Annotated in this window: 17 protein-coding genes and 1 pseudogene; all 18 read right to left on the reverse strand. The window is 47.0% G+C overall.

Annotated features, from left to right (window positions below; translation table 11 throughout):
- Positions 1-396: 396 nt before the first annotated feature.
- The 18 genes and pseudogenes from MPL1_RS12800 to MPL1_RS14495 all read right to left on the reverse strand — a co-directional run bounded on the left by MPL1_RS12800 (position 397) and on the right by MPL1_RS14495 (position 16,139).
- Positions 397-696, reverse strand: coding sequence for a GIY-YIG nuclease family protein (locus MPL1_RS12800; protein WP_009727557.1), 300 nt, complete (start codon positions 694-696; stop codon positions 397-399).
- Between the two features lie 558 nt (positions 697-1,254).
- Positions 1,255-1,857, reverse strand: coding sequence for an adenylyl-sulfate kinase (gene cysC, locus MPL1_RS12805; RefSeq protein WP_009727558.1), 603 nt, complete (start codon positions 1,855-1,857; stop codon positions 1,255-1,257).
- Positions 1,858-1,891: 34 nt separating this feature from the next.
- Entirely contained in the window at positions 1,892-2,443 is a 552-nt protein-coding gene (gene rfbC / locus MPL1_RS12810; RefSeq protein WP_009727559.1) for a dTDP-4-dehydrorhamnose 3,5-epimerase, read from the reverse strand.
- A gap of 9 nt (positions 2,444-2,452) precedes the next feature.
- Entirely contained in the window at positions 2,453-3,364 is a 912-nt protein-coding gene (gene rfbA / locus MPL1_RS12815) for a glucose-1-phosphate thymidylyltransferase RfbA (protein WP_009727560.1), read from the reverse strand.
- A gap of 58 nt (positions 3,365-3,422) precedes the next feature.
- Entirely contained in the window at positions 3,423-4,343 is a 921-nt protein-coding gene (rfbD, locus tag MPL1_RS12820) for a dTDP-4-dehydrorhamnose reductase (protein ID WP_009727561.1), read from the reverse strand.
- A complete protein-coding gene (gene rfbB / locus MPL1_RS12825) occupies positions 4,340-5,419 on the reverse strand; it encodes a dTDP-glucose 4,6-dehydratase (RefSeq protein WP_009727562.1) in 1,080 nt (359 codons plus the stop codon). Before rfbB ends, rfbD begins: the two co-directional genes overlap by 4 nt.
- Before the next feature lie 237 nt (positions 5,420-5,656).
- Positions 5,657-7,021 carry a phosphomannomutase CpsG gene (locus tag MPL1_RS14490; protein WP_456085334.1) on the reverse strand — a complete coding sequence of 455 codons (1,365 nt, stop codon included), beginning with the start codon at positions 7,019-7,021 and terminating at the stop codon, positions 5,657-5,659.
- A 273-nt stretch (positions 7,022-7,294) separates the two neighbouring features.
- Positions 7,295-7,687, reverse strand: a pseudogene (locus tag MPL1_RS14515) (phosphomannomutase CpsG); the annotation flags it as partial.
- 216 nt (positions 7,688-7,903) lie between these two features.
- Positions 7,904-8,950: a UDP-glucose 4-epimerase family protein gene (locus MPL1_RS12835; RefSeq protein ID WP_009727564.1), complete on the reverse strand. Its 1,047-nt coding sequence runs from the start codon at positions 8,948-8,950 to the stop codon at positions 7,904-7,906.
- Positions 8,951-9,017: 67 nt separating this feature from the next.
- A complete protein-coding gene (locus tag MPL1_RS12840) occupies positions 9,018-10,145 on the reverse strand; it encodes a glycosyltransferase family 4 protein (RefSeq protein ID WP_040577177.1) in 1,128 nt (375 codons plus the stop codon).
- Between the two features lie 326 nt (positions 10,146-10,471).
- Positions 10,472-10,609 (reverse strand): glycosyl transferase, encoded by a 138-nt coding sequence (locus MPL1_RS13745; RefSeq protein ID WP_009727566.1) that lies wholly within the window; start codon positions 10,607-10,609, stop codon positions 10,472-10,474.
- 138 nt (positions 10,610-10,747) lie between these two features.
- On the reverse strand, positions 10,748-11,296 hold the full coding sequence (locus tag MPL1_RS13900; RefSeq protein WP_235045595.1) for a glycosyltransferase family 4 protein: 549 nt from the start codon (positions 11,294-11,296) through the stop codon (positions 10,748-10,750).
- Positions 11,193-11,810, reverse strand: coding sequence for a glycosyltransferase family protein (locus tag MPL1_RS13905; protein WP_200858818.1), 618 nt, complete (start codon positions 11,808-11,810; stop codon positions 11,193-11,195). Before MPL1_RS13905 ends, MPL1_RS13900 begins: the two co-directional genes overlap by 104 nt.
- Positions 11,807-12,754 (reverse strand): glycosyltransferase family 2 protein, encoded by a 948-nt coding sequence (locus tag MPL1_RS12855; protein WP_009727569.1) that lies wholly within the window; start codon positions 12,752-12,754, stop codon positions 11,807-11,809. Before MPL1_RS12855 ends, MPL1_RS13905 begins: the two co-directional genes overlap by 4 nt.
- Before the next feature lie 12 nt (positions 12,755-12,766).
- Positions 12,767-13,696, reverse strand: a complete 930-nt coding sequence (locus MPL1_RS12860; protein ID WP_009727570.1) for a glycosyltransferase family 2 protein — start codon at positions 13,694-13,696, stop codon at positions 12,767-12,769.
- Between the two features lie 22 nt (positions 13,697-13,718).
- Positions 13,719-14,501: a class I SAM-dependent methyltransferase gene (locus MPL1_RS12865; RefSeq protein WP_009727571.1), complete on the reverse strand. Its 783-nt coding sequence runs from the start codon at positions 14,499-14,501 to the stop codon at positions 13,719-13,721.
- Positions 14,502-14,568: 67 nt separating this feature from the next.
- Complete coding sequence (locus MPL1_RS12870) at positions 14,569-16,020, reverse strand: lipopolysaccharide biosynthesis protein (RefSeq protein WP_009727572.1); 1,452 nt, start codon at positions 16,018-16,020, stop codon at positions 14,569-14,571.
- Entirely contained in the window at positions 16,020-16,139 is a 120-nt protein-coding gene (locus MPL1_RS14495; RefSeq protein ID WP_083859242.1) for a hypothetical protein, read from the reverse strand. Before MPL1_RS14495 ends, MPL1_RS12870 begins: the two co-directional genes overlap by 1 nt.
- Between the last annotated feature and the right edge of the window lie 89 nt (positions 16,140-16,228).

The raw sequence follows: 16,228 nt of genomic DNA on the forward strand, positions 1-16,228 counted from the left end.
CTATGTACAKCACCTGATTACTGGCATTACTCAGAATATAGACATAATAATTTTTCACGGTCAGTTCCTTCTGACTTTGCGCCAAATTCACAAGATTTTCGATGCAATTTGTGTGCGGTTTCTCGTGGTAGCAGTAACAATTTACTTATAGCCATAAGTTAGAGATCTCTATAAGCCTTCCGGGCTGTTTGAGATGCCTCCACTCCGGTCGGCATGACACACGACTTTTGGCATCAATCACAAACTTCCTGTCATCCCGAGCGTAGCCGAGGGATCTCCAAAAGTCCTCCGAGGCCGTTTGAGATGCCTCCACTGCGGTCGGCATGACACACGACTGCATCTACAGCAAATTACCAGCTCAACACAGATGGACATCATACTCCCCAGAAAACACCCTCAGCCGCCCGACTCAACCAAGTCTGGATATAAATCATGCCAATCTGGGTTTGATTGGCTTATCAAATGATTCTTCTTTTCTCGACGCCAACGCTTGAGCTGTTTTTCCCGAGCTATCGCTGAGTCGACATCACTCGTCTGCTCGAAATAAACCAGCTTTTTAACGTTGTATTTTTTCGTGAAGCCATCGATGAGATGATTTTTGTGTTCATAAATTCTTCTGATTAAATGGCTGGTAACTCCTATGTACAGCACCTGATTACTGGCATTACTCAGAATATAGACATAATAATTTTTCACGGTCAGTTCCTTCTGACTTTGCGCCAAATTCACAAGATTTTCGATGCAATTTGTGTGCGGTTTCTCGTGGTAGCAGTAACAATTTACTTATAGCCATAAGTTAGAGATCTCTATAAGCCTTCCGGGCTGTTTGAGATGCCTCCACTCCGGTCGGCATGACAATCGTTTTGTCATCTCAACCTGACTTTATATGTCATCCCGAGCGCAGCCGAGGGATCTCCAAAAGTCCTCCGAGGCCTTTTGAGAGGCCTCCACTCCGGTCAGCATGACACATGACTTTTGGCATCTAAAACATTTTTCTGTCATCCCGAGCGTAGCCGAGGGATCTCCAAAAGTCCTTGGGGCCGCTTGAGATGCCTCCGCTGCGGTCGGCATGACACATGACTTTTAGCGTCTAAAACATTTTACTGTCATCCCGAGCTTAGCCGAGGGATCTCTAAAAGTCCTTCAAGGTCGCTTGAGATGCCCCCGCTGCGGTCAGCATGACAACGGTTTTGTCATCTCAACCCCACCTGCCTGTCATCCCGAGCGCAGCCGAGGGATCTCAAACCAAGCGGCTTAGTCGTGAATAATGCTGTGAGTGCGAAGGTAATCAATCACCAATGCAGCACATTCTTCGACCGAACATTCAGCTGTGTTGAGTATCACTTCAGGGTGTTCAGGTACTTCGTATTCGGAGTCAATGCCGGTGAAGTTCTTGATTTCACCTTTGCGGGCTTTCTGATAAAGCCCTTTGGGGTCGCGCTGTTCACAGACCTCGAGCGGCGTGTTCATGTAAATCTCTACAAACTCGCCATCTGCCATCAAGTCACGCACCAGCCGTCGGTCACTACGAAACGGTGAGATAAAGGCAGAAAGTACGATCAAACCTGCATCAGCAAACAACTTCGACAGTTCACCTATGCGGCGAATATTTTCAACTCGGTCGGTATCACTGAATCCCAGATCCTTATTCAGGCCATGCCTGACATTGTCGCCATCCAGCAAATAGGTGTGATGCCCGAGTTCAAATAACTTTTGTTCTACAGCACCCGCAATAGTCGATTTACCTGAGGCGCTAAGACCGGTAAACCACAACACACATGGTTGTTGGCGTTTTTGCTCTGCTCTGGCAGTTCTGGTCACCTTGTGCTGGTGCCAGACAACATTGTCATTTTTCATTTTGCCCCCAAGAAGTCTGGCATGCTAGTTTCATTCAATTTTCGAAGATATCGGCATTAGCAAAGGCAGCAGCAACGGCGTCCTTGGCCGATACGGTGATGCCCCCCACCTCTGGCCAGTCAATGGCAATCTGCGGATCATTCCATGCAATGGCACGTTCGCAGTCTTTGGCGTAGTAATCTGTGGTCTTGTAGAGAAATTCTGCCGTCTCTGTCAGGGTCAGGAAAGCATGAGCAAAGCCCTCGGGGATCCACATCTGCTTTTTATTTTCAGCGGATAGATGCTGGCCGGTCCACTGCCCGAAGGTAGGTGAATCTTTTCGGATATCAACAGCCACATCATAGACTTCCCCCTGAATAACGCGCACCAGCTTACCCTGTGCATGAGGAGGAAGTTGATAGTGCAAACCTCGAAGCACACCGCGCACCGATTTTGAATGATTGTCCTGAACAAAGTCGACACGGCGACCAATCGCCTGTTCAAACTTGTGCTGATTAAAGCTTTCAAAAAAGAAGCCTCGCTCATCAGCAAATACATCGGGCTCTATCACCACAACATCAGCGATGGGGGTTGCTGTAATTTTCATGATGTCCTTTTAAGTATCTGACTTGCTGCTATCGGCTTCTCTCAACAGACGCAGCAGGTATTGTCCATAGCCATTTTTAAGCATTGGTTTGGCAAGTGTTTCCAATTGCTGCGCCGAAATCCAACTGCTGGCAAAAGCGATTTCTTCGGGACAGGCAATCTTTAGCCCCTGCCGGTTTTCGATGGTTTGAACAAATTGCGCAGCTTCGAGCATGCTGTCATGTGTTCCGGTATCCAGCCAGGCAAAACCACGACCCATTTTTTCTACTTTGAGCGAGCCTTCTGACAGGTAACGCTTGTTCAAATCAGTAATTTCCAGTTCACCTCGCGCAGAAGGTTGAATCGCTTTGGCAAACTCGACTGCACGATGATCGTAGAAATACAGGCCGGTCACGGCAAAATTTGACTTGGGTTTGAGTGGTTTTTCCTCAATGCTGAGTACTTTGCCATCACGATCAAATTCGGCCACACCATAACGTTCAGGATCCTGAACATGATAAGCAAATACGGTGGCCCCATCACGATGGGCGTCTGCCGATGCCAGCAAGTGATCCATGCCGTGGCCGTAAAACAAGTTATCACCCAGCACTAACGCTGATGGCGCGCCGTCGAGAAATTGTTCGGCAATGATAAATGCCTGGGCCAGACCATCCGGCGATGGCTGAACTGCATATTCAATATTCAATCCCCACTGGCTACCATCGCCCAGCAGTGATTCAAACCTTGGCGTATCTACAGGTGTCGATATCACCAGAATATCGCGAATCCCGGCCAGCATCAGCGTAGACAGTGGATAGTAAATCATCGGTTTATCAAACACCGGCAACAACTGCTTGGAAATCGCTTGTGTCGCTGGATACAGCCGCGTGCCACTACCACCGGCCAGAATGATTCCCTTTCGTTTCGAGCTGTGCGTATCCATTATTTGATTCCTTTGTTTGCTGTGTCTTGCCAGTCAGGATGATGCTTTATTGGCTGATTCAGAATTGCGGTGACAGTTCTTCCAGCAACCTGTCAACGTAGCATTGCCAATCCGGCAAATGGATGTCGAAGGTTCTGCTAAGTTTACTGGCATTCATCACCGAATTAGCCGGCCTCGATGCCGGTCTTGGAAACTCTGCTGTGGAGATGGCCTGAACAGCCTGTGGCTGAATTCGAGACTCAAAACCAAGACTGATGGCTTTTTCAATGACATACTGGGCATATTGATGCCAGCTCACCTCACCTGCCGCAACCAGATGATAAATACCGGAAAATGTTTCTGATAACTCGTCCGGCATCATCGACTGCTGACTCAGTGTCAGAATGCGTTGTAAACACAGTGAAGTGACGTCGGCAATCAACTCCGCACTGGTCGGCGCGCCAAACTGATCTGCAACAACCTGCAAAGTATCGCGCTGCGCCGCCAGCTTGAGCATGGTCTTTGCAAAGTTATTTCCACGTGTCGCAAACACCCAACTGGTTCTGAAAATCAGATGTTTGCAACCAGAAGCAGCGATCAACTGCTCACCTTTGAGCTTGCTCTTGCCATAGATCGATTGCGGATTGACGGCATCCGACTCCAGGTAAGCGCCGGACTTTTCGCCATCAAACACGTAGTCAGTGGAATAGTGCACCAAAAAACTATCATGTTGCCTGGCTTTTTCGGCCAGTAATCCGACAGCTTCTGCGTTAATCAGAAATGCCTGTTCTACTTCCTGCTCTGCTTGATCGACTGCAGTGTAGGCCGCCGCATTGACGATAACATTCGGCTGATGCCTATCAACCAGCGCTGACAAAGCCTGCAGTTGACTCAAGTCAGCAAGCTTGCGGTCACAGGCAATCAACTCGCCTAATGGTGCCAGCGATCTTCGCAGCTCCCAGCCAACCTGACCATTGGCTCCCAACAACAACAGCTTCATGCGTATTGTTTTTCCAGCCAGCTTCTATACTCGCCACTGACAACTCGTTCCACCCAGGCCTGGTTATCCAGATACCAGCGCAGGGTTTTACGGATCCCGGTTTCAAAAGTCTCGGCAGGTGTCCAGCCAAGCTCACTGTTTATCTTGTCAGCATTAATGGCATAGCGTCGGTCATGACCGGGACGATCTTTGACAAAGGTGATTAAGCCTTTGAACCCTTCAGGGTTTTCTGCAGATTTTGCGTGTGGATTATCAGCCGCCATTTCTTCCAACAGCTCACAGATAAGGCCAACAATATCCAGATTTGCTTTCTCGTTAAGACCACCAATGTTGTACACCTCGCCACAGGTGCCAGCCTCAAGCACACGACGAATCGCGCTGCAATGATCGCCCACATAGAGCCAGTCACGAATCTGTTGTCCATCGCCATAAACCGGCAAGGCTTGACCTTGCAAAGCATTGTGAATGACCAGCGGGATCAATTTTTCCGGGAACTGGTATGGCCCGTAATTGTTGGAACAGTTGGTGGTTAAGACCGGCAGGCCGTAGGTATGGTGATAGGCACGAACCAGATGATCTGAAGAAGCTTTACTGGCGCTGTATGGGCTATTGGGTTCGTAGCGGTTTTGTTCGCTGAAAGGCGGCGCGTCCGGCGTTAAGGTGCCGTACACTTCATCGGTGGAGACATGCAAAAATCGAAACTGTGCTTGTTGCGAATCAGCCATTGACATCCAGTAGTCCCGTGACGCTTCCAGCAAACGGAAAGTCCCCAGAATGTTGGTTTGGATAAAATCTTCCGGCCCAAGGATTGAACGATCAACATGTGACTCAGCAGCGAAATTGAGAATCGCTCGAGGCTGATGGGTTTTCAGCAGTTCGGTGACCAGTTCAGTGTCACCAATATCTCCCTCGACCAATAGGTGCCTGTCATCACCTTCAAGACTTGCCAGGTTTTCGCGATTGCCCGCATAGGTCAGCTTGTCGAGATTGATCACTTTTTCATCTGACTGTGCCAGCCAGTCAAGCACAAAATTAGAGCCGATAAAGCCCGCACCACCAGTTACCAGGATTGTCATGATTAGTGTGTCTCTTCAATGAAAATGGTTCTGTCCGTTTAAAGCCATGTGCTGCATCATTGCCAACCCGCTGGCTGCTTGCCTGTTGAGTATTCAACAAGCAGATACCTCATCGCAATAGTTTACCCAACTGACGCTTGGCATCCTGCTGACATTCTGCCCAGGCTGTTCGCTGTATCAAGTAAAAACTTCCTGACGAGCTTATCAGAAACTGTGCGGCATATCACAAATCTGTGGTCAGCCCGCAGATTGGATAATGGCCTCTATTTCAGCCACTTTCTGCCAAACCAGCTCCGCATCGCCGCGTGACTCAACATTCAACCGCAACAAGGGCTCTGTGTTTGACATGCGTAGATTAAAGCGCCACTGCTCAAACTCAAGACTGACGCCGTCAGTGGTATCCATCACCGGTGCTTGCGTAGAAAAATGTTCGGTAATCTTGTTCAAGGTCAGTTTGGCATCAGATACCCGATAGTTAATCTCACCACTGCACGGATAAGCCGCCATCCGCTGATCGACGAGACTGGAAAGCGTTTGCCCTGAAACGCTCAACAATTCACTGACCAACAACCATGGAATCATGCCGCTGTCACAATAGGCAAAATCCCGAAAATAGTGATGTGCACTCATTTCGCCGCCGTAAATGGCATTTTCCTTACGCATCCGTTCCTTAATAAAGGCATGGCCGGTTTTTGACTGGATGGGCACACCGCCCGCCTGCAAAACCTGATCAATCGTATTCCAGGTCAGGCGAGGATCATGAATGATCTTTTCACCGGCATGCTTGCGTAAAAAAGCCTCCGCCAGCAAACCCACGATGTAATAGCCTTCAATGAAGCGGCCATTTTCATCAAACAAAAAGCAACGATCAAAATCGCCATCCCAGGCAATGCCCATATCCGCCTGATGCGCTATAACCGCATCGGCCGTTGCTGCACGATTTTCTGGCAGCAAGGGGTTGGGAATGCCATTCGGAAAATCACCATCTGCTTCGTGATGCACCTTAATAAACTCAACCGGAACGTTGAGCTCGGCAAAGCATTCTTCAATAGCATCAATCACATGCCCTGCTGCGCCGTTGCCTGCGTTAACCACCAGCTTCAATGGCTTGAGTTTTGCCGAGTCGATATAAGTCAGCAGATGTTGAACATAGGGCTCAAGAATGGATTGTTGACTGAATTTTTCAGCAAAAGGTGTTGCTGAGAACACACTTTCAGAATCGTTCGTCTCGGTGAGACCTGAATTTATATCATTCGTCTCTGCGAGGCCTGAATTCATATCACTCGTCTCTGCGAGGCCGGAGGCCGTGGCAGTCCAGCGCCCACCTTCAACAGCTGCACTGGATTGCTTCGCTTCACTCGCAATGACGGATTTATCTGCAAGATCTGCAGTTAGATTGTTCGACTTTGCTGGATCCGAATTTACATCGCTCGTCCCTGCGAGGCCTGAATTCACATCACTCGTCTCTGCGAGGCCGGAGGCCGTGGCAGTCCAGCGCCCATCTTCAACGGCTGCACTGGATTGCTTCGCTGCGCTCGCAATGACGGATTTATCTGCAAGATCTGAAGTTAGATTGTTCGACTTTGCTAGATCCGAATTTATATCGCTCGTCTCTGCGAGGCCGGAGGCCGTGGCAGTCCAGCGCCCACCTTCAACGGCTGCACTGGATTGCTTCGCTGCGCTCGCAATGACGTCTTTTACTTCATCGCGCCTGTCTTTTTCCTCGTCACTCCGGTTTCTTTCCTCTTCTTTCCGACCTGTCTCCTCGTCATTCCCGCTTCTTCCCTCGTCCTTCCCGCTTTTTCCCTCGTCATTCCCGCGCAGGCGGGAATCCACATCTCCACGCTGAAAAGGCGATCTGAGCTTCTCCGCCAAATCCCGAATATCATTCAAACCACTATCACCACTAATCGGTAATGCCCCCCGCCCCACCAATTTCATACCGTTGTAATCCATTGGATTGTGACTGGCCGTCACTTCTATACCGCCATCAACATCCAGATAAAACGAAGCAAAGTAAATTTCTTCGGTGCCAACCATGCCAATATCAATCACCTGTGCACCGGCATCAATCAAGCCTTGTGCCAGTGCCAGCTTCAATGGCTCACTGGTATGCCGAATATCACCGCCCACCACAACACGCTTGGCAGCCAAATGCCTGGCATAGGCATAACCAATTCGATAAGCCACATCAGGGTTAAGCTCATCCCCCAGCCGGCCACGAATGTCGTAGGCTTTGAAGCAACTCAGTTTTTGGTTATCAGTCATTATTTACTAGTCTCTCAATTCTTCGTTGCAATTGCGTGATGCTTTGCGGTTTTGTCATTCCAGATACACTTTCCAGTCATCGGGAGCCTTTTTCGCGCCATCCCAAGTCCTTTTCTAGGACACCGAGCTCTTTTCCTGTCATCCCGAGTCCTTTCTGTCATCCCGAGCGCAGTCGAGGGATCTATAAAAGCCCTCCGAGGCCTCACTCACACAGAGTCATTCCCGCGAAGGCGGGAACCCACAGCCTCCCGAACTTTCAGTCGATGCAGCCTGAGAAGCCATGCTTTCCAGTTGTTGTTGCATCGTCACCTTGGGCTTCCAAGCCAACAACTGCCTTGCTTTGGAAATATCAACCCGTAACGAACCAAACAATCTATCTGCAATAGCAACTTTGCCGGTCAATTTTGCAGCCAACCGCATCCAACTCACCGGCACTGGAATCAATCTGGCTTTACGACCGACAGCGTTTGCCACTTTCTGTAATAACTCTGTCGTTGAAACGTCTTCACCGTCTGAAATCACAAATACTTCATTCGCGGCTTTGGGGTGAACCAAACAACAGCGAAGGAAATCAACCAAATTATCCAAAGCAATGAATGATCGTTGATTATTAACTGCACCCAACGGTAGAGGTACACCTCGTTTGACCCACTTTAATAAGCTGGCAAAGTTGCCTTTGGCATTCGGGCCATAAACTAAGGGTGGACGGATAATCACCACTTCCATGCCTGTCGCATCGGCAATTTGCATTAAGCCTTGCTCGGCCTGCCACTTGGATTGTGCATAGAGATCATGCGGAGCAGGCGTCACAGTTTCATCGAAAGCTTCCGGTAACTCAGGATGGTTTGGACTTTTGGTGAGATTGCCATTCACCCCAATCGAACTCAGAAATATAAATCTACCAACTCCCGCCTCTGCCGCCAGTCGCGCCAGTACCAGAGTGGCATCCACATTTGTTCGTCGAAATGCCGTTTCGGGATCATCCGATGATTCCTTGAGTACATGGGCCTTGGCAGCACAGTGAACAACTACATCAATATTCCGTAGGGTAGTTAACAGATTGTTGACCGTCTGGCCTCCAGCCAACTGCGACAAATCTCCTGACTCGATTTGGGTAACTTCTGCTGGCAGGCTTTTGCTCGAAGTTCTAACCAGCGCCACAACATCATGACGGGCCGGACAGAGTTTTTCAGTCAGCGCCGACCCCAGAAAACCCGTCGACCCCGTGACCATGACTCGCAATTTCAACTTGGCTGCAACCATGACTATCAGCGTCCCGTCTTAATGGCAAAAGTCACCACGTCGGTTCCTCTAATTCGAATAAAGTTACTTAGCATGTTGCAAGCAGTTCTTGATAGAAAGTTATGTGTATCTCCACAATACGCTCAATGTTGAATTCGCGTTCAGCCAATTGGCGTCCCGCTTTGCCCATCAACAGTCTTTTATCTGGGTTCAGAATGAGATCTTCAATTGCATCAGCTAAAGCCAACGCATTCTTCACTGGTACCAAAACCCCCGTGTTATCGGGCTCAATAGCATCCCGACAACCAGGATGGTCTGTGGTGACGACTGCTCGACCACATGCCGCAGCTTCGATAAGAATCTTAGGCAACCCCTCTCCATAATAAGACGGCAGAGTCACAATGTTTGACTGGGCAAACAAACTCGCAATGTCATTTCGATAGCCGAAATACTCGACCAGGCCGGCTTTCTGCCAGTGTTCGAGTTGGTCTTGCGTGACAGTATTACGGTTACCTGGATCTGGGTCACCAATCAACCAGAATACAGCCTCAACACCTCGTGCTTTAAGAATGCGTGAGGCTTCTACAAACTCGACAACCCCTTTATCTTTCAACAGCCTGGAAGCAAAAGAAATTACGGGGACGCCAACAGGTTCTGGCAAACATGGATAATGCGATAAGTCAGCACCAGCTCCGCGAATCAGGCGTGACTTAGACAACTTCAGAACACCCCAATTGACTAAAAGCTCCCGATCATCCTTATTCTGAAAAATAGCAATCTGATTTATATGGCCAAAAGCAAGACGATATATAGGGTAGAGAATAAAACGAAGTGCTTTATTCTTAAATCCATTTTTGGAGAACAAAACGCCTAAGCCGGCAACTGCTGATACGACCGCAGGCACACCAGCCATACGTGCTGCGACACCACCATACAAATACGGTTTTATTGTAACCAAGTGCACTAAGTCCGGCTTGATTGACTTAAAAATTCTAAACAACTCAATAATACTTAACATCTCAAAAAATGGATTCATACCATTTCGAGAAATATCAACCTCATGATACATAAAGCCTTTATTCAGCAAAACATCAGGGCAGCTACCCGGCGCGATCAAATGCACCTCAAACCCGCCTTCAAGCAAAGATAGACCAATAGGCATACGATGCGAAACAAAATACTGAGGATCATTTACAACAAAAACTATCTTTCTCATCGACACCCAATAACACACCAATGTAATAAAAATAAAAAACCTATATCATCACACTATCAAACAAATAAAATTCAACCTGCTAATTATTAGCAGTCAATCATTAGTTAAATAAATCCTTTGGCTCAGATATAAAATCACTGTCTTGCATTAAGCACCTTTTTCATTCTTTGCCCGGATCATGTCTCTAAACCATTTCAGAGCAGCCCAAACACCTCCAGAAATAATGGGAAACGAGCGAATCAAGATCCGGCTGAAGCTCACTGAATGGGTTCTGACCACTTCGCGTAAAGCCGATGTGATGATGTTGTATGCCATATCACTTTAACTCATCTGACTTCATAAGCGAGCCAGTCGCTAACTAAATGCACCACATAACCCTCACGCTGGGCTGCCAGCGCGACAGGTAGCCGGTGAGATAAAAAGAAGTCGGTAGTGTTGACAACGAACAGCAGTCGTATTGCCATCAATGCTCCTCCATCTCCAACCACTCGGTTGTTAATGTGTGGCATCTAATCTGCGGTTTATGACAAATCAAACTCAAGGGCATGCACCATCAAACACAAACGACAAACGCAGAGCATTTAAAACCGGTTGATTATTCATCATTGCATGGCTTGCTTGATGGCAGACAAGAGCTTGGTGCTTTGTGACTTAATCGAATATTGCTGCTCGACCATCTCACGACCAGCCAGACCCATTCGTAGTCTTGTTTCAGTATCTGTGCACAATTTTATCAAGGCTTCTTCCCATTCATCGTCATTCGTAGCTAGATAACCATTAATACGTTCTCTGACTATTTCGGTATTTACACCTACTGGTGAGGCCACGACAGGCAATCCGCACGCCATGTATTGAATCAGTTTATAACCACACTTACCTCGCTCCCAGGGGGAATCTATCAAGGGCATTATCCCAATGTCGAATTGTTGAATGGAAGTTACTTCAGATTCTTGTGACCAAGGCCATGTCTCGATTGGCGTATCTTGAAACTCTTCGGTATTAGCACCAACAGCAACAAATCGAATGTCATAACGGGCTTTTAGGTTTTCAAATACAGGAATTAGCGATAATAAATAATGGCAAGTTTTGGGCGTACCTATCCATCCAATTGTTATCTCGTCTTTTATTTTTAGAGCGTTCAAGAGGTACATAGTGGTCAGTATCAACGACGGTAGGAATGATGATCACCTTTTTTGCCCCAGCTTTTTCAGCTCGCTCTGCAAGATAGTGGTTTCCTGCAACCACAACTGCAGCGTTTCTCATCACGGTATCGATTTTTCTACTCAGAAAAAACCTAACCAATCCTGACTTGTGGCAATCGTAACGATGAAACAATGCATCGTCATAATCGACTAAATATGGTCTACCAGAAAATTGTAACAGCCGCTCAAATATCGCAGGAAAAAATGGGAAAAGTTCTTTTTCTATAATGACTACATCGTACCTGTACAGCGTAAATAATTTGACAAACCGCCGACTGTAGCCCTTTATCACCTCCAGCCAGCTGGTGCGTTTATCATACAGTGTCTGCAAATAGGCATTAGAAAACAAAGGCGAAACCGTTACCGAAACACCATGTTCATGCAAAAATGGCAAATACTGATAGGAACGCACCCGGCTACTGGCGCCAAGCGTGGCATAACGAGACATTAAAAGTATCTTCATGGCTCTCCAACACGTTTACCCAAGATAATTTGCGGTAGCGCGCGATAGAGCAAGATGTATGCAAAAGCCGTGTTCCTGATACCGGACCAATCCCGCTTCAACAGGCAGAACACCGTTCTTGTAAAAGGCTCAATCAGGCAAGTCACCAACACCAAGCACCCAGCCTTCCAGCGCGAGAAATGCTTAAAACCATATAACAATCGACTGCTTAAAGAGTAAAACAGACGTTTCGCTTTGACCTGCCTTGACGTACCACCACCAGCGTGAAAGGCGCGAGCTTCGGTCAGATACCAACTATCCCAACCGGCCTGTTTCGCGCGGAAAGACAGATCCAGGTCCTCTAGATAAACGAAAAATCGCTCATCAAACCCCTCACAAGCTTCGAACACTGCTTTACGTATCAGATAAAAAGCGCCTATCACATGATCGACTTGACGAGAATGCTGGTGATCCCATTCCAGCATGTGCATGCCAATGCCATCCAGGCCAGGTAACTTATCAAGCCCAATTGCAGGTGCAGAAAGCCTACCGAGTGTAGGAAAGCGCGCACAACTACGACTTACCTCACCCTGCTCATCGACCAGTTGAATGCCACAGATCCCGACACCGGCATTTTCGGCCCGATCCATGAATGCCAATGGCACAGAGAGGGATCTTTCCTGCAACCGCGTATCAGGGTTCAGAAACAATAAATACGTTGAATCCGCCTCCGTAGCGCCGATATTGCAAGCGGCTGCAAAACCCAAATTCTTGCCGGTGCGAATCACAACTACACCCGGCAGCCCATGAATCTTTTCGAGGGAACCATCAACTGAACCATTGTCAACCACTATAATTTTGGAAACCAAATCATCGCCATGCGCCAGAATGGAATGGACGCAATCGGCAAGCTGATGGCCTGCATTCCAATTGACGATCACAATAGCTAATTTGTTGTCAGTCATTTGGCAACGGTTTTATCGTTTACTCAGCAAGCTGCTTGCTTTGCGACACAGTGCGTTAAAGGCTCGCTGTAGAAGATTTTTGATCAGTTTGAACTTTTGCAATTTCAAAGCCTGAACAACTATTTCTTCGAGGAAAAAATCAGCCAAGTCATTCTCAGAGCGCTTAAGGCGATAGGAGTACAGGCCCATCATTGTCTCCAATCGCATTTGCAATTGTTTTTTCCTCGTTTGCATCGAATGAATTCCACCCGTGTGAACCCTGTACATGGATGGTTTTACTGATGGCAGATATTTGCCTTTTCCGTAATCACCCAACCGAGACCAAAGTGTTAAGTCGCCATAACGCACATTACAAAACTCTGCGGGGTTCTGGTTCTCTGTTAATACGTTCCTGAAAAAAGCCGTCAGTGTGGATACTGATGACGCTTGTTGTAACCCCGTTGCGGGAAGATCTCTTCTGGCGCCAGCATAGTTTTTATCAATCAGTCCTTTTGAATTAAAGGCCAGTGCATCTGTATAGCAAATGACATATTCAGGATGAGAATCCAAGAAGTCCTTTTGAATCTGCAGCTTTTTGTGATCGGTCCAAAAATCATCGCCCTCACAAAGTGCAATATATTTTCCTTTCGCTCTTGGGAAATTGAATTCAGGATTAATTTTCCTTCCCTTGGAATACTGATTTTCCACCTGATAAATCGGTTTTATCAGCGTTGGATATTTCGCTTCATATTTCCGAATAATATCTGCCGTCCCATCGGTCGAAGCATCATCATGAATCAGGATTTCAAAAGGGAAGTCGGTTTCCTGGATCAGAAAGCCTTCCAGCGTTTCTTCAATGTAGGCTTCATGGTTGTATGTAATACAGCAGATGCTGACCACAGGCTCATCATAGTTGCCACCCCATGAAGAAGTTATTTCACTTTGTGTTTTTAATGTTTTCATTCTCAAGTCTTAAAGCGAAATCTCACATGGGTCGCCTGAATAGGAACAACGGCTCTCTGGGATTGACACCATATCTAGTAGCATCTATGTCCGGTAATAACTGGTTATGAGTTGTCACCATAGATTCAAAACCCGCTTTTGTGATGATATCGAAGATGTCATTACCAAATAATCGTACATGATCCTCCTGACCGTAAGCCTGAAACCGGTCAATTTCATCATTGATTCCAGGATCGGAGAAAGTGTGTTGCAGTTTTTCACTGTATGGCGTCTGCAAAATACAATATCCCCCTTTCTTCACAACTCGGTAAATTTCATTCAATGCTTTCGAGGCATCGTCAACATGCTCCAGAACATGGTTAGCTATGATTAGATCGAAGTTTTGGTCGTTAAATGCCATTTTGGTGATATCTACTTGCTTGATATCTGCGCTCGCAGGATAGAGATCCGCCTTGGTATATCGCCCTTTGATGATCTGCCCGAGCAGTTCACTTAATCTTTTTTCTGGCGCGAAATGCAACACATCATAACCAGAAAGCTGGTTGTAGAGGGCCAGCTTCTGGACGTAGAGGTAAAGATGTCTCTCGCGGTCATGGCAACCACAACGGGGGCAGCTAAAATTGTCGACATCACTTCCAACAACCTGCATTGCTTTTGTGAATGCAGACCGTCCCCGACTCCCGTTCCTATATGGTAAAAATCGACTCACTGGTTTTTCACAAAAAACACAATACCTCTTTCTTGGCCACCCAAACCTAGCGACAATCTTCATAAGCTTATTTTTTATTTTTAAAAATGATTTCATATTATTTCGCTTTAAACTTCCAATTTAATTGCTGATTTATTATGTCTGATTCCATCATGCAGTCTGTTCAAGCTGCCTTTTGTGTATTCTGATTTTTAATCAGTTTTCTGAAAAGCACCATACCTTTCAGTTTTAAGATAATAGAAGCCCAGATATACAGAGCAGCTCCAAATGGAACCAATGCCAAAACAGTGACGAGCTCATTCCAAGCGAAAATTTTCTGAAGAAAAATAATGAACAAACCTATAACCAATGAAAGAATCATATTTGGCATGAAATCTTTGACCTGGTTCAAAATTGAATAGCCAATGAGTCTTTTTGAGAAGTATCCATTAATCAGAAAGGAAATTGATGAGCTTATAATTTGCCCATACAATATCCCGATGATGCCAAAATTAATACTAAATACGAGAATAATGGTCTGGAGGAGCTTTTTTGTCAGTTCCACCAGCAGAGAAAGATCAGATCTACCTTTTACCTGAAGAATATTGAGATTGATGGCATGAAGAGGAATTAACAAAGATGCCATGCACATGAGTTCCAGATAGGTAGCTGCTGGCCACCATTTTTCATGTAACAGTAGATGAAAAAGAGGCTCAGCCATTACAGCCATAAGGATGATCACTGGAAACAAAACGAATGTTGTAACCAAAATCACGTTTCGGTAGCCATCCTTAAGCCTGTCATTATCGTCTTGAAAGCTGGCAAGCGCAGGAAATGTGACCTGTTGTATTGATGTCACAAGCTGATAAATGACAATCTCTCGGATTCGATCAGCGAAATAGTAGAGGCCTGCGTGCGAGGCAGTGAATAGCTTGGCTATGACTATAACGTATAGATTTCGAAATACGATATCGAGCAGCCCAGCCAGAAACAGCTTGTAGCCAAAGTTGTACATGCTGCTGAGTGATTCAAGACTGACTTCACGCCCCGGTTTCCAGTGGCATTGCAGCGACAGAAACAAGGTGATGAAAAAAGCGGAGGCCAGCATCTGCCCCACCAGCGCCCACACACCAAAACCGAAATAGGCCATCGTCATCGCAACCACTGCCGACAATGCAGAAGCTGGCAATACGGCCTTGAACTGCGCCTTGAAATTCATCTCCCGGCTGAGCTTGGCGACATGCCCAACCTGAAAGGCATTGATGATGACGGTCATCGCTGTGATACGGATCAATTCAACTAGTTGTGGTTGCGCATAAAACTCAGCGATCAGGGGCGCACTGGCAAATAACAGTACATAGGCCAGTAAGCCCAATAGCAGGTTGGCGAAAAAGCCGGTATTGAAGTCTATCGGTTTGGCCTCTTTCATCCGAATCAGCGCTTGCCTGAAACCTGAATCCATCAAGGAGTTGCCGATGGCTAGGAATACCGCCATCATGGCCACCAGACCAAAATCCTCTGGGGCAAGAAAATAAGCTAGCATTAGCGTCACCAGCACCGTAATGCCTCTGGATGCAAATTGCTGCAGTAGGTTCCAGATAACACCGGTAAGCGTTTTTTGCGCGAGTGATGTCATCAATCCAGCGTCTTTAAAGCGAGTTGTTGACGCAGCAGCCTTGGGGCTCTGAGCGCACGGCCACACTCATCGCAAAGCCTTCGGATGCGTTTGACCAAGTCCGGATTGCTGGCTGGCATGCGTTTTTCGTTATCCAGCCATAAGTCATCTTCCAGCCCGATTCTGATGGCATCGTGTAGAGCACGCCCAGCAGATTAGCAGTCAGCTG

Source organism: Methylophaga lonarensis MPL, from assembly GCF_000349205.1.
Classification (GTDB): Bacteria; Pseudomonadota; Gammaproteobacteria; order Nitrosococcales; family Methylophagaceae; genus Methylophaga; species Methylophaga lonarensis.